This window comes from Acidovorax sp. SUPP3334 (genome assembly GCF_030159055.1).
In the GTDB taxonomy this organism is placed as follows: Bacteria; Pseudomonadota; Gammaproteobacteria; order Burkholderiales; family Burkholderiaceae_C; genus Paracidovorax.
This window is the reverse complement of sequence record NZ_BQXQ01000046.1, coordinates 1-26,192: the sequence shown is the minus strand read 5'-3', so window position 1 is coordinate 26,192 and position 26,192 is coordinate 1. Positions and strand designations below refer to the sequence as shown.

At 60.6% G+C, this 26,192-nt stretch carries 19 protein-coding genes; 1 reads left to right on the top strand and 18 read right to left on the bottom strand.

Annotated elements, in window-relative coordinates; all coding sequences use genetic code 11:
• Positions 1-36 precede the first annotated feature (36 nt).
• The 9 genes from AVHM3334_RS20245 to AVHM3334_RS20205 all read right to left on the bottom strand — a co-directional run bounded on the left by AVHM3334_RS20245 (position 37) and on the right by AVHM3334_RS20205 (position 15,172).
• On the bottom strand, positions 37-1,089 hold the full coding sequence (locus AVHM3334_RS20245; RefSeq protein WP_284415309.1) for a hypothetical protein: 1,053 nt from the start codon (positions 1,087-1,089) through the stop codon (positions 37-39).
• A 57-nt stretch (positions 1,090-1,146) separates the two neighbouring features.
• On the bottom strand, positions 1,147-4,617 hold the full coding sequence (locus AVHM3334_RS20240; protein WP_284415308.1) for a YhaN family protein: 3,471 nt from the start codon (positions 4,615-4,617) through the stop codon (positions 1,147-1,149).
• On the bottom strand, positions 4,617-5,873 hold the full coding sequence (locus tag AVHM3334_RS20235; protein ID WP_284415307.1) for a metallophosphoesterase family protein: 1,257 nt from the start codon (positions 5,871-5,873) through the stop codon (positions 4,617-4,619). Before AVHM3334_RS20235 ends, AVHM3334_RS20240 begins: the two co-directional genes overlap by 1 nt.
• 150 nt (positions 5,874-6,023) lie before the next feature.
• Complete coding sequence (locus tag AVHM3334_RS20230) at positions 6,024-9,803, bottom strand: SNF2-related protein (protein WP_284415306.1); 3,780 nt, start codon at positions 9,801-9,803, stop codon at positions 6,024-6,026.
• 9 nt (positions 9,804-9,812) lie between these two features.
• Positions 9,813-11,510 carry an EH signature domain-containing protein gene (locus AVHM3334_RS20225; RefSeq protein ID WP_284415305.1) on the bottom strand — a complete coding sequence of 566 codons (1,698 nt, stop codon included), beginning with the start codon at positions 11,508-11,510 and terminating at the stop codon, positions 9,813-9,815.
• Positions 11,507-12,217: an OmpA/MotB family protein gene (locus AVHM3334_RS20220; RefSeq protein WP_284415304.1), complete on the bottom strand. Its 711-nt coding sequence runs from the start codon at positions 12,215-12,217 to the stop codon at positions 11,507-11,509. Before AVHM3334_RS20220 ends, AVHM3334_RS20225 begins: the two co-directional genes overlap by 4 nt.
• A gap of 3 nt (positions 12,218-12,220) precedes the next feature.
• Positions 12,221-14,278: an anti-phage ZorAB system protein ZorA gene (gene zorA / locus AVHM3334_RS20215; RefSeq protein ID WP_284415303.1), complete on the bottom strand. Its 2,058-nt coding sequence runs from the start codon at positions 14,276-14,278 to the stop codon at positions 12,221-12,223.
• Positions 14,275-14,481, bottom strand: coding sequence for a hypothetical protein (locus tag AVHM3334_RS20210; protein WP_284415302.1), 207 nt, complete (start codon positions 14,479-14,481; stop codon positions 14,275-14,277). Before AVHM3334_RS20210 ends, zorA begins: the two co-directional genes overlap by 4 nt.
• 286 nt (positions 14,482-14,767) lie before the next feature.
• On the bottom strand, positions 14,768-15,172 hold the full coding sequence (locus AVHM3334_RS20205) for a hypothetical protein (protein WP_284415301.1): 405 nt from the start codon (positions 15,170-15,172) through the stop codon (positions 14,768-14,770).
• Between the two features lie 72 nt (positions 15,173-15,244).
• Here AVHM3334_RS20205 and AVHM3334_RS20200 point away from each other — a divergent pair, with 72 nt between their 5' ends.
• The gene (locus tag AVHM3334_RS20200; RefSeq protein WP_284415300.1) at positions 15,245-15,493 is read left to right on the top strand and encodes a hypothetical protein; all 249 of its coding nucleotides are present in this window, start codon (positions 15,245-15,247) and stop codon (positions 15,491-15,493) included.
• A gap of 82 nt (positions 15,494-15,575) precedes the next feature.
• On the opposite strand, the gene AVHM3334_RS20195 is transcribed toward AVHM3334_RS20200, so the two are convergent.
• The 9 genes from AVHM3334_RS20195 to AVHM3334_RS20155 form a co-directional block, all read right to left on the bottom strand.
• A complete protein-coding gene (locus tag AVHM3334_RS20195) occupies positions 15,576-16,712 on the bottom strand; it encodes a hypothetical protein (RefSeq protein WP_284415299.1) in 1,137 nt (378 codons plus the stop codon).
• Between the two features lie 161 nt (positions 16,713-16,873).
• Positions 16,874-17,233 carry a type II toxin-antitoxin system RnlB family antitoxin gene (locus AVHM3334_RS20190; protein WP_284415298.1) on the bottom strand — a complete coding sequence of 120 codons (360 nt, stop codon included), beginning with the start codon at positions 17,231-17,233 and terminating at the stop codon, positions 16,874-16,876.
• Positions 17,230-18,294 carry a type II toxin-antitoxin system RnlA family toxin gene (locus AVHM3334_RS20185; protein ID WP_284415297.1) on the bottom strand — a complete coding sequence of 355 codons (1,065 nt, stop codon included), beginning with the start codon at positions 18,292-18,294 and terminating at the stop codon, positions 17,230-17,232. Before AVHM3334_RS20185 ends, AVHM3334_RS20190 begins: the two co-directional genes overlap by 4 nt.
• Before the next feature lie 75 nt (positions 18,295-18,369).
• Positions 18,370-18,678 carry a hypothetical protein gene (locus AVHM3334_RS20180; RefSeq protein ID WP_284415296.1) on the bottom strand — a complete coding sequence of 103 codons (309 nt, stop codon included), beginning with the start codon at positions 18,676-18,678 and terminating at the stop codon, positions 18,370-18,372.
• Positions 18,675-18,983 (bottom strand): hypothetical protein, encoded by a 309-nt coding sequence (locus AVHM3334_RS20175; RefSeq protein ID WP_284415295.1) that lies wholly within the window; start codon positions 18,981-18,983, stop codon positions 18,675-18,677. Before AVHM3334_RS20175 ends, AVHM3334_RS20180 begins: the two co-directional genes overlap by 4 nt.
• Before the next feature lie 110 nt (positions 18,984-19,093).
• Positions 19,094-22,372 (bottom strand): P-loop NTPase family protein, encoded by a 3,279-nt coding sequence (locus AVHM3334_RS20170; RefSeq protein WP_284415294.1) that lies wholly within the window; start codon positions 22,370-22,372, stop codon positions 19,094-19,096.
• The gene (locus AVHM3334_RS20165; RefSeq protein ID WP_284415293.1) at positions 22,369-24,048 is read right to left on the bottom strand and encodes a phospholipase D-like domain-containing protein; all 1,680 of its coding nucleotides are present in this window, start codon (positions 24,046-24,048) and stop codon (positions 22,369-22,371) included. The genes AVHM3334_RS20170 and AVHM3334_RS20165 overlap by 4 nt, the downstream gene beginning before the upstream one ends.
• Positions 24,049-24,220: 172 nt before the next feature.
• Positions 24,221-25,456 carry a DUF6361 family protein gene (locus tag AVHM3334_RS20160; RefSeq protein WP_284415292.1) on the bottom strand — a complete coding sequence of 412 codons (1,236 nt, stop codon included), beginning with the start codon at positions 25,454-25,456 and terminating at the stop codon, positions 24,221-24,223.
• A 308-nt stretch (positions 25,457-25,764) separates the two neighbouring features.
• Complete coding sequence (locus AVHM3334_RS20155; protein ID WP_284415291.1) at positions 25,765-26,073, bottom strand: hypothetical protein; 309 nt, start codon at positions 26,071-26,073, stop codon at positions 25,765-25,767.
• Positions 26,074-26,192 lie beyond the last annotated feature (119 nt).

Here is a 26,192-nt window from a genome sequence, read left to right as displayed (position 1 = left end):
TTCGCGCGCGGCTGGGCCTTTCATGGAGATTCCTGATCACGGCCCTCTCTTTTTCAACGCAACCAGCCGCTTCGCTACACCAATTCTTGGATTCAGTTTCACGGCCGCTTCGTATGCCGCAAGAGCATCGCTTGATCGCCCCATCAACTCCAAAGCTTCTCCCTTCACGCGCATTCCAGTCGCGCGGTGGTCCGTACGTTCGCCGGCCAACTCGCGCAACGCAATGTCGAGTGCGTCGACCAGCTCCCGCGCGAGTTCTTGGTTCTTGGGATCAGCCTTCAGTGCCTCTTTGGCTGCATGAATACGCATCTCAGGCGCTCCCTTTTCCAAGCGCGCCTTTTGATAGGAGCGGGCTTCCAAGAACTCTCCTTCTGGCGAATAGCTGAAGCGACCGATGTCCTTGTGAATAACCGTCAGATGCTTCAAACTGCCGTGATCGTCGACGACGAAGCTGTATTGGTCTGCCCAGCCCGTCGCCGGTGTACGCGAGAACATGGGGCTTCCTTGCTGCAAGTCGAACAACTCGAGCAGATGGCCATCTTGATTGTCGGAGTTGGCTGTTTGAACGACCGCGTAGCAGCCGCACTTCGAGATGCCCAGGTTGTAGACGTTGGCCTTGTACTTCCGTGCGAACAGCTTGCTACCCTTAGAGTTGAACGCCTGCACTTCGCCACTCAACTGATTGCCGAAGTTGGCGTCGTTCACCACGAACGTGCCATCGTCGGCCACTGCCGCGTCCATGGGGCGATACAGCCCTGTCAATCTCGCCAGGACACTGTCTTCCAAGTAGTCCACGAGAACGGCAGACCCGTCGCGTTCATTGAGGCGGTGGTTCATGCCAGGCAAGCGATCCGAACAGCCAACCACCCACCGTTTATTGGGCGAACGGACACCTTGCCCGATGAAGCGCAGCGAGCCGACCGTCAACACGGAGTGATCGAAGCGAGTGTCGCGGTCAGCCTTTTTAAGTCTCGCCGCCGGTTGAGTTGATGCCGTTTCGCCAGAAGGACGTGCAGAGGGATTCGCAGGCGTAGTTACCCGCTGCGGGCGGCCGCCGAACAGGCCCGTCAGTAATCGCTTGAGGAACATCGCACACTCCTGGCCGGTCTTGGTCGCTTTTGAGTAGTCGTCATTTCATCCCGCACGTTACGCAGCAACCTCATCGGCGCTCAACTGGAGCAGATTCGCTTGCGGAAACAGCCTTTGGACGATCGGAAGCAGGTGTTCTTGATGGCTAAGAAAGATCACCTGGGTGCTGGCCGAAAGGGCGAACAGGGCTTTTAGGCCAGCTTGTGATCGCCTGTCGTCGAAGTTGATGAAAAGGTCGTCAGCGATGAAGGGGACCGGTGTTCCTTGATCCGACTGAAGTTCCAGCGCGGCGATCCTCAGCGCCAGGAAGAGCTGGTCCCGCGTCCCGTCGCTCAGGCCGGAAACCTTCACCGCCTGCGAGTTCGGCCTGTAGGCGACGAGCGCTGGAGGCGTCTGCTCAAAATCGACACGCAGCTTCTGGAAGGCGCCAAGCGTCAAGTCCCTGAAGATTTCGCTGGCTTGGTCCAACAGCGGCCCTTGCTTCCGGTCGCGGTAGCGGTCCACCGCCCACTTCAGCAAGCTGACTGAGGTCGCAAGTTGTAGGTACTCCTCGCTCACTTCGGACATCTCAGCCAATGCCTCGTGCCGCTCGGCTTCGGCGACAGCTGCTTTGTCGCCGCCGTTGATCGTGTCGAATGCAACCCTCGCCTGGATCTGGTTCGCCATGAGCGACGTGAGCTTGAGATCGGAATCGCTGAGCTGGTCTCTCAGGCGAAGGACCTGATCGGCCGCTTGGTCGGCCGGGTGACTGACGACTTCCTGTCGTATTTCTGACAGGGGCAGGCCATCGGAGTGCGCATCGATTTCCTTCTGGATCCGACTGATCTCTGCCTGCTGCGCGTTGCTTGTCTCCCACCGTTCAATCAGCGGCAGCGCGAGCATTGGCTCATCGACGCCTGCAATAGCGAGCAATGGCTCCAGGCTCCGCCTAGCTTGCAACAGATCCGACTTCGCGTCGTCGCGGCGACGCAGGGCATCGTCGAGGTATTTCCGCGCATGCGCCTTGCGGTCCGCACCACGCTTCGCCTCCTCGAGCCTCGCATTCAAGACGCCGAACACCTCCTCAGGCACGTGTTCTGTCAGTTCCGGAGCCATCTTCTCGGTCAGAGCCGCCGCGGCCTCCTGCATCGTGCGCAGGTCGGCCTCCATCGTTTCAATACGTTGCGATCGCGTTGTGTCAACCCGCTCCATGCGCTGGCGAATGAACTCGCAAGCCCGGATGGCAGCCTCAGCTTCGTCGATGTCGTCACCGAGGCCCGTCAGATTGGCGCGGGCGAGCGTCGCTTCCCACTTTGTGGTCCATTCGAGCAGGGCCTGCTCCTTCGCTTCTTTGGCTGTCGTGGCGACCCGCAACGCCGTCTCCGCGCTTTCCAGTTGCTGCTGCAGATCCAAACGACGGGTGCGGTCGACGTTAGCTGCATGGACGTGGTTGTCCGCGATTGCGCAAAGGGCCGCAACGCTCTGGGGGCCAGTGACGACGAGACCTGCCATGCTCATGGCTTGGGCAAGCGCCTCCTGGGCCAGACGCACAGCCTCTTGCGCATCGTCATACTCACTTTGTTTTTGTTGCGCCAAGTCGGCGGCGCGCAAGGCGCCATCTCTCAGCCCGAGCCATTCCGGGAGGTCGTCGAGTTCCATGCCCTCAAGGCCCATGGTGGCGGCGGTTTCGCCCCAGCGTGCGTCGAGCGCTTCGAGTTCGCTGTGCTTGCCTTTGAATGTGGCGTCATGACCGGCCTGCTCCTGTGCTGCACGCTCGATCTGGTCACGCAGAGCTTGCACCTCCGCGGCGTCGGCTTCGGACCGTGTGCGGGAGTCGCCCAACTCGTCAGCCAGTCGAATAGCGGTGTCCAGCAGTGGGGCGCCTTCGGTAAGCGACAGGCCGCCTGCTTTGATTCCAGCCCAGTGGTGATCTCGAACACGGCGCGCGTCCGACACCTGAGCGACGGTCACCACCTGGTGTGAGCGCTCGAACTGCTTCAAGCTCAATGTGAGGCCGTCCGCCATGGCCTGACTCTGCGCTGCAAGGGATCGCGCAAGCTCCAGGGCGTTAACCACCTCCTGCCGGCCTTGACGGTAGCCGCTCACGCGCTCGAGGGACGGAAGGCGCAGCGACCGAAGGAGATCCTCGGTAAGCGCGGGTCTTCCCAGGCTCGTCAAGGCGTTGCGCGCAGAAGTCCGGGCACTCTGCGCGGCGGCCGCCAAAGCCTTTAGCTTCGCGTCGCTTGCCTTGAACGGAAGCGCCATCTCTAGCGCCTCCACGAGCCGTGCATCTGGGCCCTGAGTTGCGGACGCTGCGAGCTTCTCCTTCAATGTTTCGACCGTTGTCCGGCGCTCCGCCAGGGTGTCGCGCGCTGCGCGTTCCTCCGCCACGAAGGCACCACGGCTTTTTAGGAGCGCATCAATGGACCGCACGACTTTGTCCTGCGGAAGACATGCGCGCACTCCGGCTTCGCTCGACCCCCAGCCGAACTGCTCGCTGCGCTCGATGATCTCGGCCAGCCAAGCGTTGACTTCTGCGCGGCGCAACGGAAGGTCGCGGGCGTGGTTCGGATGCAAGCCGCACAGGGCGCCCAACCGGGCAATCAAGGCTGATTCCTGGAGGATTTCGTCGTTGGTTTCTATCGCATCAAAGGCCGCTTGCGCCCGGATGGCATCTTCCTGACGGGTTAAATGGGTGGCCGACGCCGCGTTGACCCGCTCGATGCCGATTTCGAGCGCCTCTCTCGCACCAGGCGCAAAGGCAATCACCTCGCCGCGTTGCGCTTCCTCGGCCTGAAGTTGACCCAGGGCTTCGATCAGGTGCGCCAGGCGCCTTGCCCGATCCCATGCCGTGCGTTGCAGTTCCAGATCTCGGCGTGTGTCGCGCTCGCTCTTCAGCGCATCGTCTGCGGCCTGCAGCGCCTCCCGCGCATCGACCCATACCTTGGTGCGCACCTGCACGTCCTTCAGCGTTCTATGCGCGGAGGTGAATTTCTCCGAGGCCTTGGCAAATCGATTGTTTTTTCCTGTCCTGGCAAAGAGCGCACTGGCGCGTTCCCCGAGAGCCTCGCGGATGACGGCGAAATCCTCGAGTCCCGAGGCGGCCTGGAACAGGATCTGGCTGACTGAATTCTTCGGGTCGACGATGCCTTGCCCGCCCCTGAGCAATCTTCCATGGTCCAGGCAGTGCAACTCCTCGAAGGTTTCCTGAGTCAGTGCGCCCAGAGTGCCTGCCAGATAACTCTCCTGAAGCACCTCATCGGACAACGAGCGCAGTGACTTTTGCTGCTTCGTGCGGATGAAGGCGAGTCTGGAAGGCCCACCCTCGAGCACGCCAGCCAGTCGCAGGTCGCTCTGCGCGTGCTTGAAGCCCAGTGGGGAACGCATCTCCATGCCGAAAAGCAGTTCGGTGATGGCGCGACGCACGGTGGACTTCCCAGCCTCGTTCGGGCCGATGATGATGTGGAAGTCGTGTTCGGCCTTGGGGAATGGCAGCTTCGTGTCGGTGAATTTTCCGTAGGCAAGCAGATCGAGTTCGGCCAGTCGCATCACAGCCCCTTTGAGTTCAACTGGGAGAGAAGCGCGGGCGCGACCTCCAGGACCATTTCCGAAAAGCGCTTCTGACGTGCGAGCTCCAGCAGCGGCACATCCTCATTCATTTCTTCTGAAACTTTGTTCAGGAACGGCTGCAACTGCTGCTGCAGGTGCGCCATGAAGTCGGGGTCGGAACTCGCCTCCGCAAAGATGGCCTGCAAATCGGCCAGTGCCTCACGAGACTCCACCAATGCGGGCGCGTCCATCGCTGTGGTTGCGACCCTCACTTTTTCGATCCAGAACTGCTCCGGATCGATGGCTTCGACCTGCGCCAATACCTGTGCACGCACCAACGCCGGCGCGCCGATTAGCGCACCGTGCAGGCGGGTCTGGCCCTCAAGGACGACGCGCACAGCCCGCGGAACATTGTCCGTCTCCAGCAGACCCGTCAGTCCCGCACCTACCGCGTGCGCGACGTCGTCGATGTTGGCGCACGCGCCGACGTCCACTCCGAGCTTTTCCCAGCACAGGATGTCGAGGTAGAGTCGGTCTACGGTTGCATGCCCCGAGTCGTCAACTGTGACGCACACGGCACCCTTGCGACCCGTCTCGCGCACATGCCGCCCCTGGAGATTGCCAGGAAACACGATGGTCGAAGCACCTTCCCACATCTGGTACTCGTGAACATGGCCGAGCGCCCAGTAGTCATAGCCTTTGCCGTGCAGTTCATTGACCGTGCACGGCGCGTAGTTGGGGTGGGCTGCATACCCTTCGAGCGCGGTGTGCAGCATTCCGATGTTGTAGTAGCCGTCCACTTTCGGCTTGTACGCTGAGGCGAGGTTATCGAGCACCGCGCGGCTGGCAAAACTCTGTCCGTGCAGCGCGACTTTGAATTCGTCAATCTTGTGAACGTGCGCCGATTTCGAAGAAAACACCGTGACGTTGGAGGGAAGGGCGAGCTTCTTTGTCATTTCGCTCTCCGCATCATGGTTCCCATGCAGTAAAAACACGCGGATGTTGGCCTTCGCCAACCGACCCATCTGGCCGGCAAAAAAGATGCCCGTGTTGTAGTCCCGCCAGTCGCCGTCGTAGACATCACCGGAGATCACGACGAAGGAGACCTCTTCGTCGATGGCGCGGGTCACCAATTCCTTAAGCGCTTCGCGCGACACATTGCGCAGACGCTCAACAGGTGCGTTCTCGTAGGCACTAAGTCCGCGGAGAGGGCTGTCCAGGTGAATGTCCGCTGTGTGAATGAATTTAAATCCCACGTCGATCTCCCCTTTCAAGGTAGATCGTTATGTGCCCAGCACCCGCGACCACCATGTCGATTCGGAATACACCGACTTTCACCAGCGCGACCGACCCAGATAAATCACCACTCGTGCGGTCGGCGTACTCAAAGGCAAACGGTACCCCTTTCATGAGCAAGCACCTTCAGGGGAGCCGCCCGAGCGCTCCTGCCACTCGGCATACAGCATCTTCTCGACCTCAAGCATCGTGACACTGTGCCGCTCCAGAAGTCCGGCCAAATGCGTTTGGTCCAGCAACTCCACCGAATTTAGCGCGGCGTTCTCTTGAGCCTGCCGGTTGAAAAACTGGTTGGTGATGCAGACTTTCTGGAACTCAAAGGACGGGTGCCGGTGTTTATAGAACGCTTCACCGCCCACTACCTCCTTGACAGCATCCCAGTTCAGCGCAGCCCCGTCGGTGCCGCTCGTCTTAGCCTGCACGAGCTGTCCTTTGCCGGCTGCCAACGCGACGACGTCTACGCCGTTGTCGTTGCTACCAGGCGTTCGATAGCAGTCGTATCCACGCTTGGTCCACAACACACCCGCGAGGCACTCGAAGTGCTGCCAACCCATCCGCATTGCCATGTCGAGGTTCACCCGCTCGTCGATGTCCTTCGCGTCCGCCGCAGGAACGACATCGACCAGGTTGAAGTCGCCAGGGCCGACGTCACCTGACCCGTTGAGCATGTCTTCGGCAAGACCTCGCTTGTAGGCGAGCAGCAGGTCGAGCTTCACGTCGAAGGTCATGAAGTCCTCGGCGTAGACGACCGGGTAGTAGACGTAGACGTCCTTCTTCTGGCCGATGCGGTAGGCGCGGTCGGTCGCCTGGTCCTCCTTGGCCGGGTTCCAGGTGCGGGTGTAGTGCACAACGTGGTTCGCGGCCTGGATGTTCACGCCGAAGCCGACGGCTACTGGTGACAGGATGAGGACGCCAAAACCGTTGAGAGCTTGGAAGGCCTTGATTCGCTTCTGGCGGCTCGCAGTGTGACTGGCAGATGCGCTGGTGTCCCCGTTGATGATGTCGGGCTTGAAGCCGAGCTCGGCCTCGATGTAGTGCTGCAGCAGTCGTTGGATTTCCCGGAATTCGCAGAAGACGATGACCTTCTCGCCCAGCTTCTGAACGACCTTCAGCTGGGTCAAGAGCCAGTCGAGCTTCGGCGCCTTGTCTCGGTACTGCTTTGTAGGCTCCGGCTTGAAGACGTTCAGCCCATGCGGTCGAGGGTCTGTGCAGACCAGGCGCAAGTAATGCAGGAGCCCGAGGTGGTTCTTGAACGGGGTCGAGTGGTTGGGGTCGCCACGCTTCTTGAAGCTCTCGATGGCCTTGGCGTACAGGTTGCGCTGCGCGTTCGACAAGGGCAACTTGCGGCACGCATCCACGACGATTTTCTTCGGCAGGTCCGTGGCGACGTCTGCCTTCATGCGCCGCAGGATTTGGGGAGCGATGCGCGCACGCAGTTCCTCCACCCGGGCCTTCTCTTCGTCGGTCTTCGCCTCGATGGGCTTCCTGTATCTCTGCCCGAAGTCGTTGAGTGCACCCAGGAGGCCCGGCTGCACATAGTCGAAAAGGCACCACATGTCGGCCAGCGTGTTCTCGACCGGTGTGCCCGTGCAGGCAATCTTGAAGGCGACGTTCTGCTTCTTCGCGGCGCGCGTGACCATGGCCGCGGGGTTCTTGATGCGCTGGGCTTCGTCGCAGACCATCAGGGACCACTTCTGGGCGGCGAATGAGAACTCGAGGTCTCGCAGCGTTTCGTAGGTGGTGAGGACCACCTTGGCGTTGCCCACCCAGTTCGGGCGGAGGAACTTGACCAAGCCATCGTCGGCCTGCAAACGCTGGTCAACCTGGGCGCGAGGCACGCGCAGGGTCGAAAGCTTCTCGCCGTAGGCGGTAAGAAGTGGCAGCGCTCCATCGTGGAAGAACTTGTTCGCCTCGTCCGCCCAGTTCTCGAGCAACGAGACCGGCGCAACCACCAGAATCGGCTCGATGTTCGGGTCTCGCTCGATGAGGTATGCCATCAAGGCCAGCAACTGGAAGGTCTTCCCGAGCCCCATGTCGTCGCCGAGCACGGCACCACGCACCTGGTAGTCGGTCTGCAGGCTGTAGAGGTGCTGCATCCAAGCCAGGCCCGCGCATTGGTGCGGCATCAACGAGAACTCTGGGCGAATGCTCCTGGGCATCCTCGGCTCCGTCGGCACGGACTCGAGTGCCTCACGTCGAAGCTCTTCGTACTCCAGCGATTGGATGTTGGCCCGCAGGACAAGCTGCTTCTTCGGCCCGACCGGCGTGTTCTTCGAGGCCTTGTATTGCTTGGCGGGGTCGAAGCTGCCAGTCTCGAGGTCGGCGAAGACCTTCTTGAACGTTTCGACGATGACAGCAGCCTCGTCGAGCGTTACCGCTTGAGGGAGCCCGGACACCTTCACAGTGGTCTCGCCGGCGGCCTGAGCAGCCTTCACCGACTTCTCAAGCTGTTCGATACCCGCCTTGCTGGTGGGCACGGCGATGGGCTCCGCCGCGCCGGCAGGCTGGTAGACCACAACCGGCAAGACGTTCTCGGGGAACCATCCCTCGCCGTCGTTCTTCTTGGCGATGTAGGGCGAGTAGTACGGCTTCTCGATGCCGATGCTTTCAACCCGGGAGCTGTAGCCACTCAGGTCGTGAACCTGCGCGTAGGAGACGAGGGTCGGGGGTGCTAGCCTGCGCTCGAGAGCAGCCTTCAGCTCGTCGTGGTGGCGTTGCGCGTCGCCCTGCATCTCCAGGTCATAGCCTTGCCAAGCGACGAGCTGGTAGTTGAGGGCAAGCGCCTTGTGCAGGGCTCGAACGAAGGAACCGAGAGCTGCGTCGTCAAGCCATTGGGTTTCCGAGGTCGAGGGGCCAGTCGAACTTGCCGTTTCGATGAGCAGGCCGACGCGCAGGGGGTAGCCTGAGGAATCGCGTTCGTAGATGGGCGTAAACCTCTCGTAGGTGAGCCCGGCGTCCTCGCGAGCCTTCTCGAACTGCGACTCGACGATGACGTCGACAGCATCGTCGCCGAGCGTCGCGTACGGGTTCAGCAGGAACGCCTGTGCACGGGTGCCGGCGACCCGCCGGCCCTCCAGGCGCTTGATTTCTTGCAGAACCGTGCGGACCTTCGGCGTGACCAGGACCTGGACGATGCCTTCCTTGGTGACGATGTCGTAACGGTCCTTGACCTCGCGGCTGCGGTCGAACGCCTGCAGCCAATCGGCGGGAGCGCCCTCGAAACCAGGTTCGATTTCGACAACGCGGTCGTCGCCGACATTGGCCGAACGGCGCAGGCCAATCTCGAGCTTCTCCGGCGTCAAGACTACCGAGCGGTAAAGGAAATCGTCCAGGCGGGCACCAGCCTGCAGGGCGAGCTTTCGTATCCGACCCCACGCTTGGCGGTGCGCCAAGTCGTTGTGCTCTTCAGCTGGTCGGCGCGCGAAGCTGACGACTTCCTTGAAGAGGTTCCACTGCTCGGGACGCATCAGCTCCGCACGGTCGTCGCGGGTCATGAGCGGGCCCATGAGCTCCCAGTCGAATGCAGCTCCGTCTTCGCAATGCCAGCCCGAAATGGCGATCGAAAAGTCGTCGTCGGTGAGCGAGTTGCTGCTACGAAGCGATGGTTTGGCTTCAGTCGCGCGTGGAACCAAGAGCACATCCTGAAGCGAGGCGTACGCCGGCTGCGACATCGCCGAGAAGAGCGCGTCCCAGCCGAGCACGTAGCCGTCTGTCGTCTCGATGGCCAAGCCATCGTCAGACAGCTGAGTCAGGAAGCCGCCGAACATAGGGTCTAGTAGCGGCACGCCGCCCTGCCCGGCTCCGCGCGACAAGACCACGCCAGCCGGTGACCAGCGTCGCCGCCAATCCGAAATCGTGCCACCGCCACTCTTCTTGAACAACTGGAACATTGGTCTCCCTTACTTCCACCAGCCCTTGCCAGGCTTGTGTTGGAAGCCCCATTGGGTAAGCATTTTTGTGATGTGTTCGTCGGCCGCGTCCGTGCGCACCCAGAGGCTTCCGCCCTGAGGCGTCTTATCTTCAACTTGCAGGCCTTGCCGGCTCGCGAACTTGTTCAGTGCCGACCGCGTGTACGGCCGAGAAAGGTCGGCGGCCGCGCTGTAAACGGCGTCGCGTTCTCGGGCCTCCATTACGTGCGGGGCGGGTGGAGCAACACGCGCAGGCGTCAACACTCTGGTGACGCGTGGCTCGGCCGCGCCGGGTTCGATGCCGAACTCCTTTCGCAGCGTCGCCTCGAACATGTGCTCCCACTTGTCCCAGTTGTGAATGCCGTCCTGATGGCTGAGCCAAAGGATGCTTTGTGCCTTCTGCTTCAGCGAGTTGTCAGCGTCGCCCGCCAGGCGAAGGTCTTCGGACGTGTCGAAGGGCAGGCTCTTGCGTGCGTCGTACCCGTACAGAGCGTTGCCCAGGCCGCTGAATTCGACGGCGACCAGATTGCCCATCGTCATGATGAACGCATTGTTTGTCCCAGACGCTTCGAGCTTGCAGATGAGGCCGGTCATCTTCTTGCGCAGGGCGATGAAATCACGGTCTCGCGCATTTCGGGCCGTCGAGCCGAGAGCGAACTCTATGTGGTCGATGGCTTTGACGTATCGCTTCCAGAACTCCATGCGCCGGCGGTCGCCAATGCCGTCTTCAGCCAGCTTGGTGAAGAAGGTCTCGATGAACTCCAGCTTGAGCCAGTCTGAAACCATCGTCCGAGCGTTCGGGACGACGCCGCCCCAGCGAGTTTCGTTCGACGGGAGCCATGGGTTGCCCCACCAGAGCACGGACGAGTCCCGAAGCCCTTGGTGAAGATGTGCGCCCGGCACTCTCACGTAGCGGTCGAGCAGCATGATGAGGCCGCGGTCCCTCAGCACATCGTTGTTGGCAAGGAGTTCAAGCAGCCGGGGCACGAGTGCCTGGAACTGCACGTTGCCAAGCTGCGTTGCGCCTCGGATTTGCGCGAGAACCAGTTCCCGCAGGAACCAGGAGGCCTTGGCGATACCAAGCTCTTCGCAGAGATGGTCGATGGCGCCGACATCGCCCTTCAGAAGAGCATCGACGTACGGGTCGCAAGGCCGTTCACCAAATAGCTGCTGATTTCCGATGGCAGTCTCAACCCAGTCGGGATTGGCCTGCTTGTCACGAACGAACCCGTTCTTGTCGCGAAGGTAGTCGCGCAACATCTTCCAGTTGTTTCGCGCCGCCGGCGCAGCCGACTCGGCCAGGGCGTCATAGGTGAAGTAACTCTTGACCAAGCCTTGATAGCAGCGACGGAACGCACTGGGGCGCATCGACCAGCCGTCTACGCCGTCCAGAACCGCTTGGAAGCGAGGCCGGTCTTCGAGCACGCAAGGGCCGCTCGGCCGGTGCGGCAAGCAAAGGCCCCAGGACAGCAGGTATGCGTCACGAAACGATTCAACTTCCTGGCTTTCCCAGAAGCGCCGAACGGCATCCAGCTGCAGGTCCTCGGAGAGCGCCCTGCCCCCGTTTCCCTTGGTGCGCTCCTGCATCCGCGTCAACACGGCGTCGATGTTCGACGACACCGTCATTGCCCGTGCGCCCTCCTCGGCGCCAGGGCGCAATAGCGATGCGAGGTGGTCGAGCGGGTTCATCGCAGGGCGCACTCGCCAAAGTTGCCAGACTGGGTCATGGCGGAGGCCCGTTGCTCGCCCATGCCAAGAAACTCCATGCGCATCTCGACACGCCGACTTTCTTCGTCAGTGTCTTTGGATGCGTTGAATGAATACCCGCCGACCAGGAAAAGGCTGCGGACGTCTTCCTTCTGCTGGTCCGAAAGTAAGTTGGCACCGCCCATGGCGAACATCGTGCACAACACGCGTTGGCTGCGCTGCAGACTGAGGTTCAGGTTGCTCAGATAGGAGCCAGTCTTGTCGGTGTAGCCCTCGACGACCACGCGCTTGAGCACCTTCTTTCCAAGATTGTCATTCGCCAGGGTAAGAATCTCCGGGACGAACTGCCGCAGCACGCTTTCTTGGTCAGCGGCGAGATTGGATTTGCCGAAGGCGAACCGGGCGCGGTCGCCGAAGTCGATGACGCGCCGTTCCTTGTCGACCTTGATGCCGTCATAACGCTTGGCAGCCTCGGTAAAGCGTTCGAGGATGACCTCGATGTCCTTGCGGTGCTGCTCTTCTGCCTTCTCACGCTCGGTGACGTTCTTCGTGACCGCCAGCAGGGCCACGCCCATGACCACGAGGAACAGCACCATCAGCGCTGTCATCAGGTCAGCAAACGAAATCCAGAACGGTTTCTCCGCCTCGTCCCGGCCTCCGCGTTTGAGGACTATCCTGGTGCCAATCATCGGCTACACCCGGGCCGGCTTCATGTTGCCCATGGCCGCGAGCGTCACCTCAAGCTCCTGCACGCCGGACGACAGCAGACCAACTGCTCCGCTCAGCTTGTTGTGGAACTCGGTGTTGGCCTTCTCGAGGGTTCGCTTCACCTCGGTGGCGAACGTGGTGTGCGCCTCGCCGAGCACTCGGCTTACGCCGGCCAAGTATTCGTCGGCTTGCTTCTGGGCCGTGCCCAGCCGGGTCGCGGAACTCTCTATGCGGGCAAGGACGTCCCCGGTGAGGGAAGCCTCCTTACGAGCAAGCTCAACCGTGGCACGCAGCTCGGAGACCAGTTGACCAACGGCGTCGCGCTGTGTCTTGTAGTCGCGAAGCAGCTCTTGAAGCGCAGAGGCGCCCGTTGTCAAAGCACCTGACGTCTCGGACAGCTTTGCCGTGACGTTTGCGGCCTGACCCATCACGCCGCTCACGCGCTCGCCGGCAGCGGCGAAGTTGCGCGACGCCGTGCCGAGTTGCTCAGCGCCTGCGTTCATCTTGTCCACGGAAGAGCTTGTTGTCTGGGTGAGCACGGCGACGTTCTGGGCCATCTGTGTGGACGCCGCGCTCATCTCTTTGATGGCGGCTTCCACGGACTCGGACATGCTGCTGACCGCACTCTTCGCCCGGTCGGTCATCGACTGCTCGCGCGAGCGGTTGCCCTCGAAGACCGACGCCTGCGACTCGCTGAGTGTGGCCAACATGCCGGCGACCTGAGTGCCGATGGTCTCCAACGTGGACTGGAGCTTGGTATTGGTCTCGGATTGCGACGATGCGACTAGCTGTCGAATTTGTTCGACGAACGCGGTCGACTGGGCGTTCATCGCCTCCTGTCGTGCTTCCATCTTTTCAATGGCTTGCGCCATCCGCTCAGCCATCGTGTCAGTCGAACGTCGACTCGACTCTTCGATGTTGGATACGAGCGTTTGCAGGGTACCCACGGCCTCCTGAATACTCTTCGCCGTCTGCTGGTTGAGGTCGCTGAGTCCGGAAATCTGCCCACCGAACAGGTCGTTCAAGCGCTGGCTGAAACTGGCCATGACGTCTTGCAGCATCCGGGCGGCCGTGCCGCTCTGGTCGCCACTGGCCGACTTCACGGTGTTGGCGATGTCCTGCAGTGGACCCTGCAAGCTTTGCTGAATGCTCTCAGCGATAGTGACGCCCAGAGCTTGGTTATCTTGCCGGGTCGCTTCGACCTGCTCCTTCGAGGTTTGGGTGAGGCGCTCGGCAAGATAAAGCTGCGATTCCTTCGCGGAGGCGATTTGTGCTGTGGTGAGCTCACGAAGGAGTTCGCCCAACTCTTTGACCAGTGCGTCTTTCAGGATCTTCGACTGGCTTGCTGAGTCTTCCGAAGCTCGTACTAGGCGTGACAGATACTCCTCGCCTGCGCCTGAGTCGAAATGAGCGTCAATCGCGTGCGCAACCTCCTCCGTGCGGCGGTACAGGGATGCCAAGAGCAGCTTCTCGACAAAGGTGACGACCATGGCTGCGGCGATGGCCGCAGCTGAAACTAGAAAGGCTTCGCCAACTGAGTGCATCAGCGATTCAAGGCTGGCCCGAACCGTAGCCGCGTTCTCACTCACCTGGAAAACGCGCAGTCCCTCAATGAGCCCGCTGAAAGTTCCGATGATGCCTATGCCAGTAAACAAGCCCGGCAGGTGCTTGAAGAATTCCGTTCGTAAGCGGCTGTCGACAACGAACTGACTGTTGAAGTAAAGCTCGGAGGGCACTGTCGCTCGAGTGGCGACGATCGTCAGCTGACCGTCTCGCTCTTCGCGTTGGATGTGGAGGGAATCCTGGTACTCCTTCCAGAGGTGTGAGAGACGCTTGTCCTTGGCGAAGACCTTCTTGAACTCGGAAGCAAAATTTTTTGAGTCGAAGTTATTGATCTGCCGCTGTATTGACATCAAGCGAAACCAGTGCAGTACGCCGGGCGCAAGGAAGACGACGCAAAAGATCAGCACCAAAATGGCCAGCACGGCGCCGGTAGCCAGAACGGTGGTCGGAGTGGTTGCCAGGATTGACTGGTAGTTCACTGAGAAAGCCCTCCAGCCTGCGTCTTGTTCTCGGATTTTTCGACAGGCACCGGGTGAAGCCCATGCTCGTCGCAGTAAGCGAAAAGCAGCATTTCAAGCATGTTGGTCTGCGACCGCCGTTCTCGCGCGGCGGCTGCCGCCAGCAAGCACTTAAAGCGGGGCGACACACGGAAGCTTATGGAGACGTTTTTGCCCTCGGACATAACGACCTTTTCTTGTATAGCGCTCTACCATACATGTATGTAAACGTTTCAGGAAAGTAAATTTTCACGAAAGTCCGCATGATCGTTCAGGCTCAGGTTAGGCATCCGGTGCTACTTCGGCGCCGGGGTCCATCGATTTCGGAAGGTGTGCCGTGTTCGTGAACGAAAACAATACGGTCGATGGGTGCGTCGCCGACTTGGGTGTCTTGGGGATGTTCTTCCAAAGAGCGGCCTGGCGTTGTGCAGGAAGTGCTTGGCGGCGCCTACGTCGCCCGGAAGCTCCTCTTCACGATGACGGTTTTTCGACGACCTCTTCGCCAGTTTTGCTGACGATCGTGCGCGTGCGAGTCTCAGTGACCTTCTGCCCGACGTCGATGTTGAACAGGAATTCGGCCACCAGGGCGTCGGCGTTGGCTCGCGCACACGTAATGGCCTCCGAAAACCTCGGGTGCTTCTTCTTCCAGTCCCAAATCGTGCTCTCCGCAACGTCGAAAACATCCGCCATCTGGGCCATCGTTTGGCCAAGCAGCGTGAGGCGTCGAGCGAGTGGATCGTGAAACTTCGGGGTGTATTTGGACGGCCGTCCGCCTGCCTCTTTTTTGGGCACAACGGGCTTTGCCGCTGCCTTTGTTTTGCGTGCAGCGGGGCTGGCCGTAGACTTTGTCGCACGAGTTGCCATTAAGACCAGCATCCTGGAATTCCCCCGGAGTCAAGTCATGGCACTGCTCAAAAAGTAGGCAACATGGCAGCATCGACCCTAGTAGTGGTCGCGTATCTCGCAGGAGCATCGTGGGGTCCCCAGGTGACGCTGTACGACGCGCCAGGCATGGAGGCCTGCAGAGCGATGCAGGCGTCCGTGGCGCAGGTCATGCTGAAGACCGCAAAAGCCAACACGACGGGCGGCGCAGTCACGCTGGGGGACGAAGGGGAGGATCTGGTGCTGGAGGCAGGGTCAGGGCGCGAGGTGGCGCGGCTGACGTGCCTTGGGCCGTCGGGAAGGCCTGGGCGCTGAAGCTAGGATCGGCAACCCGATCAAGGAGGGGAGGTGACGAGGGAAGGAATGTTCAGGGTTCAGAGCTCAGGAACCCATGAGTTCACGCCGGCATGGGAGGAGCGCCGAACTGAGCACGCAGCGCAACTTCCATGGCCACCCGCTCTGCCTTGATGTCTGAGTTGTCAGGGACTTCAAGTTGCAAATCTTGAATCCTTTTCATCGTGTTCCAGGTCTCATAGTTGTGGAATGGGTTGAGCCCCATCACATTTCCAAGCTCTGGATCAGCATGCCCCAATGCAGATACGATTTTGATGAAGGACGTGATCGCCTTCGTCGTATCCCAACCAGACACGAAAAGCAGCAACGCGGAAAAGGCAAGAACGCTGACTGATGCCAGGGAGCGAGCCTTCTCAGCCTTCAAGGGAGCGTGATTGCGCGCAATGAACTGTGCGAGCGCCACGGTTTTCCCGTACTCAATTCGCAGAGTGTTTGGATCGAACACCATTCGACCGCGGGACCGACGCGCCAAGGATTCGAGTTGGCTCGCTGACTCGCCAGAGAACCAAAGGCGCTGGCCGGCAACGATTTCAAGAATACCTTTGATTTCAGGGTGCTGGTCCAGCACCCGGCGGGCTGCTTCTGCTCGCCAGTCGAACTCCGGCAGAGACGCTATGTCTTGGGTGAGGAGAACGCCATCGGGAAGCGATCCAGTGGCCGCGTGCCTTGCCCTCCTCAGACCCTCGATCCAAGAAAACCAACGAGGGTCAAGCGTGACTTCAAACAGCGAACTGACTCTTTTTTTGTAGAACCATTCACGCATGTCCCGGATCGTGACTTGGCTGAAAACGCCCTGATCAATGCCGGTGCACACAAGATCCCTGACAACACGCGTCAAGTTTGATCGAGACTCGCCGAACGAGACGAGATTTTCCGGCGTGAAGTTGGCCGCTTCGTCGCTGTCGAATTCGCAGTACGGGTTGTGCCCAGGAGTGGTGAAGCGGAAGAACGACTGCCTCTTTGACTTGCCGGTCTTGCTGATCACAGAGCCTCGTACAACTTCAGCTCCTGTTGCAAAGCAACCGGGGCATTGCAAGTCGGTCCTCAGGAATGCTCTCCACGCTTCGGGGATGGCATCCACAGAACTGTATGGCTGGCCGAACTGGGCCGAGGCACGCGCCAAAACCTGGTCGACATCCCTCTCGCCAGGCTGCGATGTAGAAAATGCGGTCAACGGCATGACGATCCCCCTTTTGGTGCAATCTTAGCTCGACTGAAAATAGAAAATCCTGATGATCTCAAGTCATTGAAATCAAACAGGAAAAAGCTACTTTTTAACGAGTCCCTGGGGGTAGTAGATTTCCAGCTCTACTGAAAATAGAACTGTAGTGCGGCAAAGGCCTAGACGGCGATGCCTCTGGAGACAGCAAAGCGCATGGCCGGAGTGAGCAGCGACAGATCCACTTCTGACAAGTGATCGCACAGGAATTTGGCCGACGCTTCACGAACCGAGGTGTCTGGCTCTACGCACTTGAACCGAGTCGCGGGGAAGCTCTTCCCATCGAAATCGATGGCGAAGAATCGACGAGATTTAGTTCCGTTGGCGGTCAAAAGATCGAACACGACATGACCGTTTACGTGCAATCGACGGAGCTCCTCAGCCACTTCATCCAGATCGTCCTGAGGCACATTGATCCCGGTCGCAATCACGACAGCGGAGAATTTCACAGAAGGAGAATCGAAAACAGCAAAGTGTTTCATGGTTTTCCCTTGGATTTGATCAACGTGCTGTACCCCGTTTCAACTGCAGTCAAAACTCCCTCAACGATCGCGACTGCCTCAGTCCGGCTGCCCAAAATCCGGGTGGTTTCCACCGTTCCATCCATGTGGAACAGGCGATGACGCTGGTCATGCCACGTTTTATAACATGCGGTCAACAGGGCCTTGGCTTCCGCTGACGCCCCGTCCCCGTGGGGAGAACGCATGGCCCACCCGGCACCCTGAACCTCAAAATACTCGCCAAGCTTCGCTTTGGCAGCAGGATTCAAGCCACATTCCGACTGCAAAAGTTGAAAACTGAAGCCCTCCAATCCACGAAGTGCTGGGAACGCAAGCGCTGCGTAATCTTCAAGCTCAATCCCAATTTTCGTCAACGCAAGAGCTGAGGTGAACTGCATGCGGACCGTGTCCTCAAGCCAGTCATGGACTACAGGAACCCTGGCTGTGAGGTCACTTTTGATTTGTGCGACTGTCAGCGGGAGCGCGTAGACCGCTTTCTGGTGAGCAAGCACGTCATCCAGAGGCAACACGGTCTTCAGGAAGTCCAGAGCCCAGACTGCAAGCTGAGCGTGGCTTCCCTGCAGCTGAAGGGTTCCGTTCGTGAAGAACTTGACCGTCAACGTATCGCCCAGAGGGCCAGTCAAACGGACTTGGCGATGGTGCTGGTGAGCGTCGTCAGCGGCTACTTTTGCTCCGAGTTCTGCCAAAAAGTCCAGGAAATGCTGCTGTAGACCGGCTTCAAAGTTCGCAATCGAGAGCTCAAGCCGCGGCTTCTCTCCGAACTTGCAGTGATTGGCGATGGCCTCCGCGAGAACCTTGAACGTGTCCGGATCGAAGCCAGTGGACGCCCCGATGGTGCACTTGCCCTTACCGTTCACGAAGATCTTCACCAAGAAAGGCTTCGTCTCGAAAGTACCCCGGTACTGGACGAGTTTTCCGCCGTTCAGAACTTCTTCGGTCAAATCTTGGACGCCAGCCTGCCCCAGGGCCGCACGAGCTTTCGTGGGGTCCATTGCGATGCCGCTGTAGGGGTTGGTGGCCATGATTTTTGTCGGTTTGTTTTTTTGGTAAACCCTCGATGATACCTTTGTCGGAGGGGCTGTAACTTTTCGATACTGTCAAGCGCAGTCAGAAGACGCCTGTAGTCCAGCTTCAGCACTGAAAAGCTGACGGTTGTTCGGATCGAAGATCGCACCTTGCAGACGCATCATCGCGAGCGGTGCGAAGCGGATCGCCAAGTGGTCGATGCGCCGGATGCGCACCGTCCGCTGTTCGATCACCGGTTTCGGCGCGGAGATCCATTCCGCAGGCAGCCTGGCAGCCTCGAGCTTCGCGACCTCCGTCAACCTCCTCGGCTGAGCCCAACCGTGCCCGGCAGCAACGAGCGCGTCGTGGGCTTCCGCCACCGCGGTTTCGAAGTCATTCATTTTTCGTCTTCGATCTGGTCGAGGATGCTGCGAGCACGGGCGCCGGTCGACGCGGTCATCACCAGGAAGCGGCCGGCGTCGGTGACTGCAAAGCCGTCGGGCAACGCAAACGTGATCAGCTCTTTTCCGATTGCGTCATCGAGGTTGATCTCAGAATCGCGAACGGTCATCGGCGCGTGTTGTTCGCGCAACGCGGAGACCATCAAGCCGTAGCTTTCCAGCGCCGTCGACGGCGCATCGGCGACGAACCGGCACACTTGGAAATCAGTGAACCTCTTCACCCAAGGTAACTCATCTGAGATCATAAATGGTCAGTTGCAGGTTCGATTTCGCCTGACTGGGCGAAGAGCTGGTTCGCCCAAAAGTGTAGAAAATCTCCTTAAAGCAAGTCATGGTCATGTTTTCCCAGGGTGCTTCAGTTCTGCCTGCGCCGGACCTTCTCGCGAGTTTTGGCTTTACTGGCGTTTGCCTGCTCAAGCTCCCACGCACCCAATCGAAGGGTGGATTTCGCAACGCGGTCGGGCGTCAAGTCCAATGCGGCTGCATCCAGTTCGTCGAGCAGCCAAAGGGGTTCCGATGTGCCTAGCACCATCCGGTACAAGGCGCGCTGGCGCTCCAGGTCTTCTCGCTGCAATCGCTCGCGGCTGCCGGTGGGATACGGGTAAAGCTGATGGAAGCGTGCCCCCGGTGCGCACCACCACGGCGCCAATCCAAGGTCATCCTGTTGGGCAAGCTCACGGTCGGCGAACGACGAGATGCCCCGCCAACCTGGATCCGCCTCTTTGCCGCCCGATCCAGCGCTGTCGACCACGGACGCCTGTGTCCAAATGGCCTGCCGGATGGCAAGGCTGGCGTAACGGTTGATTCTGCCTTCACGCTGTTCCAGTTCCACCGGCCCTGCTGCAGGATCCCAGTGAACGATCGTCTTGCACCAAGCATGAAAGTCCAATCCCTCCTGCCCGACGGATGTCGTGGTGAGCACCATGGGCCAGAACGGCGTGTTGAATGCGTGTCGAACGGTGTCCGGCCGCGCCTCCAGTTCCTTGGCGCGTTGCCGCTTGGCTTGGTCGGCCTTGCCCTTCGCAGACGACTTGCGCGCTTCGTCCTTGGCTGGCTGCAACGGCAGCGCCAAATTGGATCTGACGCGCAGGGTGTCCTTCTTGCTTGTGTGCAAGATGGCGCGACCACCGTTGAGTTTCAGTGCTTTGTGCAACTCGTCGATCCGTCTGGGCCAGGTCTTTGCGTTGGTGGACGAGACAAACCAGAAGTGCTCGTCGAGCACGCCCTCCAAGTTCCCGTCAAGTACAGCCTGCTGAATTGCATCGGGGAACTGGATGTTCGCGCGACCCGTGAGAGCCGCTGCAAACCATGGCCTGTCGAGGTAGCGACGAAATCCCTCCACTGCCAGCGTCTGCAGCAACTGGCGTGGCGTCACCACCGAGCGTCGATTGACCCCCTCGACTTTGGAGTCAAGTTGAATGGGGTTACCTTGGTCGCGCCAATGCCTCAGCAGGCTTCTTGCCAGGACGATTCCGGGCGAGCTCAGTGCCAGTTCGACCAGTGGCCTGAACTCCCTATCCAGGTCGATCTCGCCGGGCCGGCCGCCGCCGCCCAGCATTTTCGCGAGCCGCGCGTGGATGGCGCTGGGATTCGCAGCCTTGCCGCGTTCCAAAAGCACGGCCTGGGTCCAGGCTTGGACCGAGACATTTGTCACGTCCAGTCGGTCAGAGCCGTGCTCAGGCAGCGCGAGGTACAGGAGCCAGCTCTCCAAGCTGAGCGGCGCTCGTCGCAACTTTCGTTTAACGGCAATGCCAAGATCCCGGAGGAAGACACGCAACTGCGTCGCCACGCGCGCTCGCGCGCCTTCAAGAGTCTCCGGTCCACCACCTTCCAGGGGATCCAGCCTCACCAGCGGATCGCACACAAAGAAGAGCCGGAACATCGCCGGACTCGCCCCTCCGGCCCGGAAGGTGGTCCTGGAACCATCTCCGTACGCCGCCTTTGCACGTGCGCTGCTCCTGACCGCACTGGCCTCGAAGTCGAAGCTCACCGTACCCGCGACCACAGCTGGCGTGGCGGAGAACCGGCTGAAAACCAGGGCCTTGCCATCGATCTGGTGCGGCTGCGCCGCTTCGCTCCAGCCCGCTCGCAGAGGCCACCACGGCGCGGTTGGCTTGATCCAGGGCATGGAGACAGTGCGCCGCGGCAGCGCCTGTAGGAGCCAACGAAGCTTGACGTTTGACCACTCAGGTGGCCTCCAGTCCCGTAAGTTGCCAGCTCGCAACTCGACCGGGAGAGGGTCGCAATTTGCGGCCGACCAGCATGCGTAGCGTGCACCCAGCGCCTGCGCCGCCAGAGGTACCGAACTCCACAAGGGGACGATCCACTGCGCGTGCTCGAGGTGCTCCAGCTTGTCCTTGCGTCTTCGCTTGGTCCACTTCGAGAACTCGCGCAGGCTTTGCAAGTCTCTGGCGCCCAGAGGCAAGCTGGCCTGTTCCGGTAGACGTGGCTGCGGTTCGATGGGGCGCTCGGTACGACACATCACCTGGCTGAGCAAGGCAGTCAGCTCGTCCAGTGCCGTGCGGGCCACTTTCGAGTCCGGCCGCCCCTTGCTCAGTTCGCCGTCTCGGATCTCGAACAGCTGCCGAACACGCACGTCTTTGTGAGGAACAGATGCAGCTGTGTCGCGCCACAGAAACCGCAGCAGGTGATAGAAGTCGCGACGCGCGCGTGGAGGCCGCGATTTGCCGCGATTTGCCGGCGTGAGCTTCACTACAGCCAGCGCGTGTCGCAGCGCCTCGTAGGGCGTTGCCGAGAGCATCAGGAGCCTTCCACGCTTGCCAGCGGTGAGGACTTCTCGGATCCGTGCCTCCGCAGGAGTGGCGGAGCTATTCACATCGTCGACTTCAAGCAGCTCCTGAAAGCGCTGGAACTCGTCGAAGATCACAAGGTCGGGCTTCAGTTCGGACAGGGCGGCGGCCGAGAGACAGTTGCGGCACAGTGCGGTGAGCGCAAGCGCGTGCTTTTTGCCAATGGATTCGATGGCCATGTCCTCGAGCCGTTTCCAAGTCGTAGCTGACTTTGGCCCCGGCAGACTGGCCTTGAGGAGCAGTTCAAACTCTCTTGCAAAGCGCATGAACGCTGGATCGGCCGCACGCTGCCTGACGAGGAGCCTTTTCTCACGCAGTTCATCGTCGAAACGTGCTGTCCCTTGCCGCAGCGAATCGTGCACAACGCGAAGCTCATACCCGGCCCGCTGATCGATGAGCGCGCAGGCGAAGGCGCGCTCTTCCACTCTGCCTCGCCCAGGGTGCCGCGCGCTGGAGAACGCGGTGCTCGGCGTGAGTGAATACACAGCTAGACGTTCCGGAGGATGAACTCCGGTGGAAGCAGGCCGCGGCCATTCCAGCGGAAGCAAACCAGGACGATCGGCTGAGCCTGTGCGCGCTCGGGCGCTGCTGCCCAACAGTTGCTCGACATTCTGCGCGGCGATCGCTTGGTTGCTGCAGACATACAGAACCTTTAAAGACCCTGACCTCTCCGGCGGCACCATGCAGTCGATGACGCCACGAGCCACTATGGTCTTCCCAAGCCCGGGCTCATCGGCAACAAGAAACCTGCGCGTGCCTTCCTTGCACCCGAAAGCCGCAATTGTGGCACGGATGGTCGCTTCCTGGAACGGCTTCGGCGTCATTTGCTCAACAACTCGCTCTCGACCGCGTCCCAACTCGCCAGGAACTCCTGCAGTTGTGCGTGTGCCTTCTGCTCGCGCGCATCGCGCGGCTGGAAGTCACGAGTCATGGCGACAATCTGAGCGACCTCTCTCAACGCGTCCTTGTTGCGCGTCCAGGCCGCGAGCACGGCTTCTATGCCCAGCAGCCTGACCAACTGTCCCTTATGTTGCGTGTCCTCATCCCAGCGTTGCCGGGCGCCCTTGCTGCCGGCCGTGCCACCTCCCAGCATGTCATTGAGAAGAGCCAGCAGGCCTTCCAGTCCGAGCATGCCCTGCAGCAGCGCGCGGTCGCGAATCTCCTTGTCCTGCGGCGGATCAAACGGCGCAGACTGCAGCCAGCTTGCGACGTGATGCCCCCATTCCAGTTCGAGTTGAAGGGAGTCACTGTTGTCATGATCCGCAGCCGCAGGGAGTTTTATGCTGGATGCCCCTATCGGCCAGTCGAGACAGGCGTCGCCCAGCCGGGCAATTCGCAGTTGCGCACTCGAAGGCAGTTGTGGCGCGCGTTCGGACGTAACGACCACCGTCCCGTCGTCCTTGATCTGCTGCCGCAGATGCAACTCCGCCGACAGCGCATTGCACAGCAAGCCGAACCGCCTTTCGGTCCGCCTCGCCACCGCATCGACAGGCGGCAGATCGTCGATAGAAATTTCGGTGCATGCATTCAGAAACGCATCGATTCCTCCGCGAAGTTCGAGGACTTCCCGCGTCCCACGGCGTTGCATCGAGAGCTCGGCGCGCACCTCTGCGTTCTCAAGCCAACCTCGTGAAGTCAGGTTGGTACTGCCCAGCAGCAGTCGCACTTGGCCTGACCGCTCAATCCAGATGAATTTCGCGTGGAGCCCAAGCGCCTCGGACTCGACATCCTCTGGGTCCTCGTCGGTGTCCGTCTGATACGGTTCCTCTTGGTCTGCAGGCGGCAGTACGAGAAGCTGGTAGCCATCAAGGGCTCCTTCGCGAAGCTTCATGTCTGCAAGCGCACTCTCGGTCGATACGAGCGTGAGTACGCCGAGCTTGATCGGACCCTGCTTCGCGATTTCGCTCTTGATGGTTCGCAGGGCTCTGGCGTCCAGGAACGGTGATACGACCACTGCGCGAATCGTGTCGGCAGGCAGGACGAGTAATTTCCTGTCGTCGCTTGGCAAGTCGAGCAGGACCTGATCGACCTGGATGCCGGGGCTGGCCGTCCAGCGCACGTCGGAGAGCTCACGGATACCTTTCCGCCAAAGCTTTTCCGCGCCCGCCTGCAAAGCCAGACGCGACGCCAACTTCCCGACACCGGCCAATGGCTTGCCCTTGCCTGCCGGAGCGCCATCGAGCACCAACGCGAGGTCCCAGGACCGGTCGCGAGTAAAGTTGCGGCTTCCCAGCCAGAGACGCCATCGAACGTCCCCCTTTCCGTCCGCAGACTCGAACCGCAAAAGGCAAACCTTGGGGTGCCAAGAACGCTGCTTCTCATCCCATTTCACCTGCACGACAAAGCGGTCCAGCATGTGCAGCGCGGGTAGATGCCTGCGAGGACTGGTCCAGTGGCCGTGCTGGACCAGGATGTGTACCCGTTCGAGCAGGAGGCGCAGTGACTTGGCCAGCGCCGCACGCGACCCACCTGTACCCTCCACCGTGGCATAGCGCGTCATGGCCATGAGCATGGCCACGAGTACCGTGGACTGCGCCGAGTACGTCGAGCACAACGCGCGGTCCAGGTTGAATCCTTTCGGCGGGACCAGAGCATCGAGGAGCGCCGAGGAGGGGAGGTGCGACGTAACCGCTCGCGCCGTCTCGTCGGGCTCGGCCTCCCGCTGCCGTTGTCTACTTGCCATGGAGATCGTTCAAAAGCCTGACCACATTGGGCCACCGGAAGTGCAACGGCTCCGCCAGTCTGATCTTCGACGCCGTGCGCGCCCAGTCCCGGAGATGAACGGCGGCGCCACGCGTCCCCGCAAGTCGCGCTCGTGGTCCCTTCCGAGCGGACTCCACCGCAGCGTAGACGTCCTTCAGGCTAGACATCGCCATTTGATCCCTTAGATACCGCTGAGTATCTCGCAGCAGTCCAGCTACCGGTCCGCCCGACCCAGTCAGTCCCAGCTGCTGCGCGCGAGCCAGGTCCAGTGTGAGCGCGGCTCGACCTAGATTCGCCTTCATCTCATCAAACCGGGCCCGGTGCCGCCTCCCTCCGGTCGGTCCCTTGGTACTGCAAGCGCCCTCAACCATTGCCAAGTAAGCGGCCCGCGCGAGACCCGCGACGGCCGACAGTCCTTCCGCCAGAGCCAAAACTTCCTTGTCCTGCGTCTCTGCCGCCGCCACCACACGATCGTCCAGCCAAGGCTGAAAAGAGGGATTGAGCTTCAAAGGTCGCGAAGCCAGCTTGGCCAGAAGCGACAGATGTCGCGATTCGCTTGGCCCGGTGAGCGGGGCTTTGACGACGGAAAGGCGACGCCGGAGAAACTCCCGCTCCGCACGTTCCAGCCTGAAACTAACACCGGCACTGGCCTCCAAAAGTTGGTCCGGGATCGGAGGCAATGCCTGGAAGGGAACCACGCGCTCCGCCAAGGGTTGTCCATCGGCGTCCAGCGCGAGCTTTGAGGTACCCAATTCCGACAGCTCTTCGAGAACCGCTTCGCGCGAAGGAATCGCTTCCGTCCACTGTGGACCAATGAGCCCCCACAATGCGAGAGCTGTCCAGTAGGAATACGACGCGGGCTGCGCCGCAGCGCTGACTGGATGAATGCGTCCGCCGATGATGCCCCTGCGGGCCTCCCTGTCCCCCGCAGTTCCATGGAGCAGCCGACCTGTCAGAGCAAACTCAAGGTCACGCAAGGATCTGGCCGGGTCCCGCTCAAGTGCCGCCAATCGCATCAGCCAGGGCACGAACAAGGTGTAGCGCAGACGCGTGTGCAGCACCGACGTGCCAGGGAACAGTCGGTCGGAAACAGCTTGATGTACCGCCAGCAGTCCCAACTCATCCACAACACCATCCTGCTCGCCCAGCAGAAGGCGCTGGGCCTGCGCAAGTTCCGATCTTGATGTCATCACCCAGCCCACCATGGGTAAGGGACGCGATCGCAATCGGTCCCCGCGTCTCCCCCCAAGCGCATCTAGCTCAACCATTCCCTTTTCCCCGGGCCGCAGGGCCGATTTTGCAGTCACGGCCTATTGTCGCGGCCTCGGTTTTGCGTTCACGATCTTGTGGATTGAAACGTGGGTCTATCCTAGTGAGATCAGCCGCTGGATGGCGCGCCAGACACATCAGCCATCGCGCTTTTTTTCGCCTCCGCGGATTTCTGCGGCTGAACCCATCCCTGTCAGGCCTCTGAGCGCGTCGTTGGCTTCCGCCACTGAAGCTTCGAAGTTATTCATTCTTCGCCCTCGATTTCGTCAAGGATGCCGCGCGCAGTAGTGCCGGTGATGCGGGTCATCAGCAAGTGCCGGCCCGCGTCGGTGAGATGGCAGATGCGTACGAAGCCATGACCAACATCTGCATCTACATCAACGATCAACCCCTCGCACACTGCCACGCCGATGGCCGCGCACTCAATCCCTAACTGCCAGTCGTTGAGTGGGTTTAACCGGATCTCCAGCGCCAAATCGAGACGCCTCATCGAACCGTGAGCAGTTTTGGCAATCGCCGCGCAGATTTGAAGTCCAGTGATCTTTTTACTCATAAGTCAGTAACTTAGAGAACACTCTCTTGCGCAGAGCGGCGATCGGTGCTTTCATTGACGGCATGAAAAGAGACGGACGCACCCTGGCCCACAATGTGTTGGAAGAAATGCGCATGCTG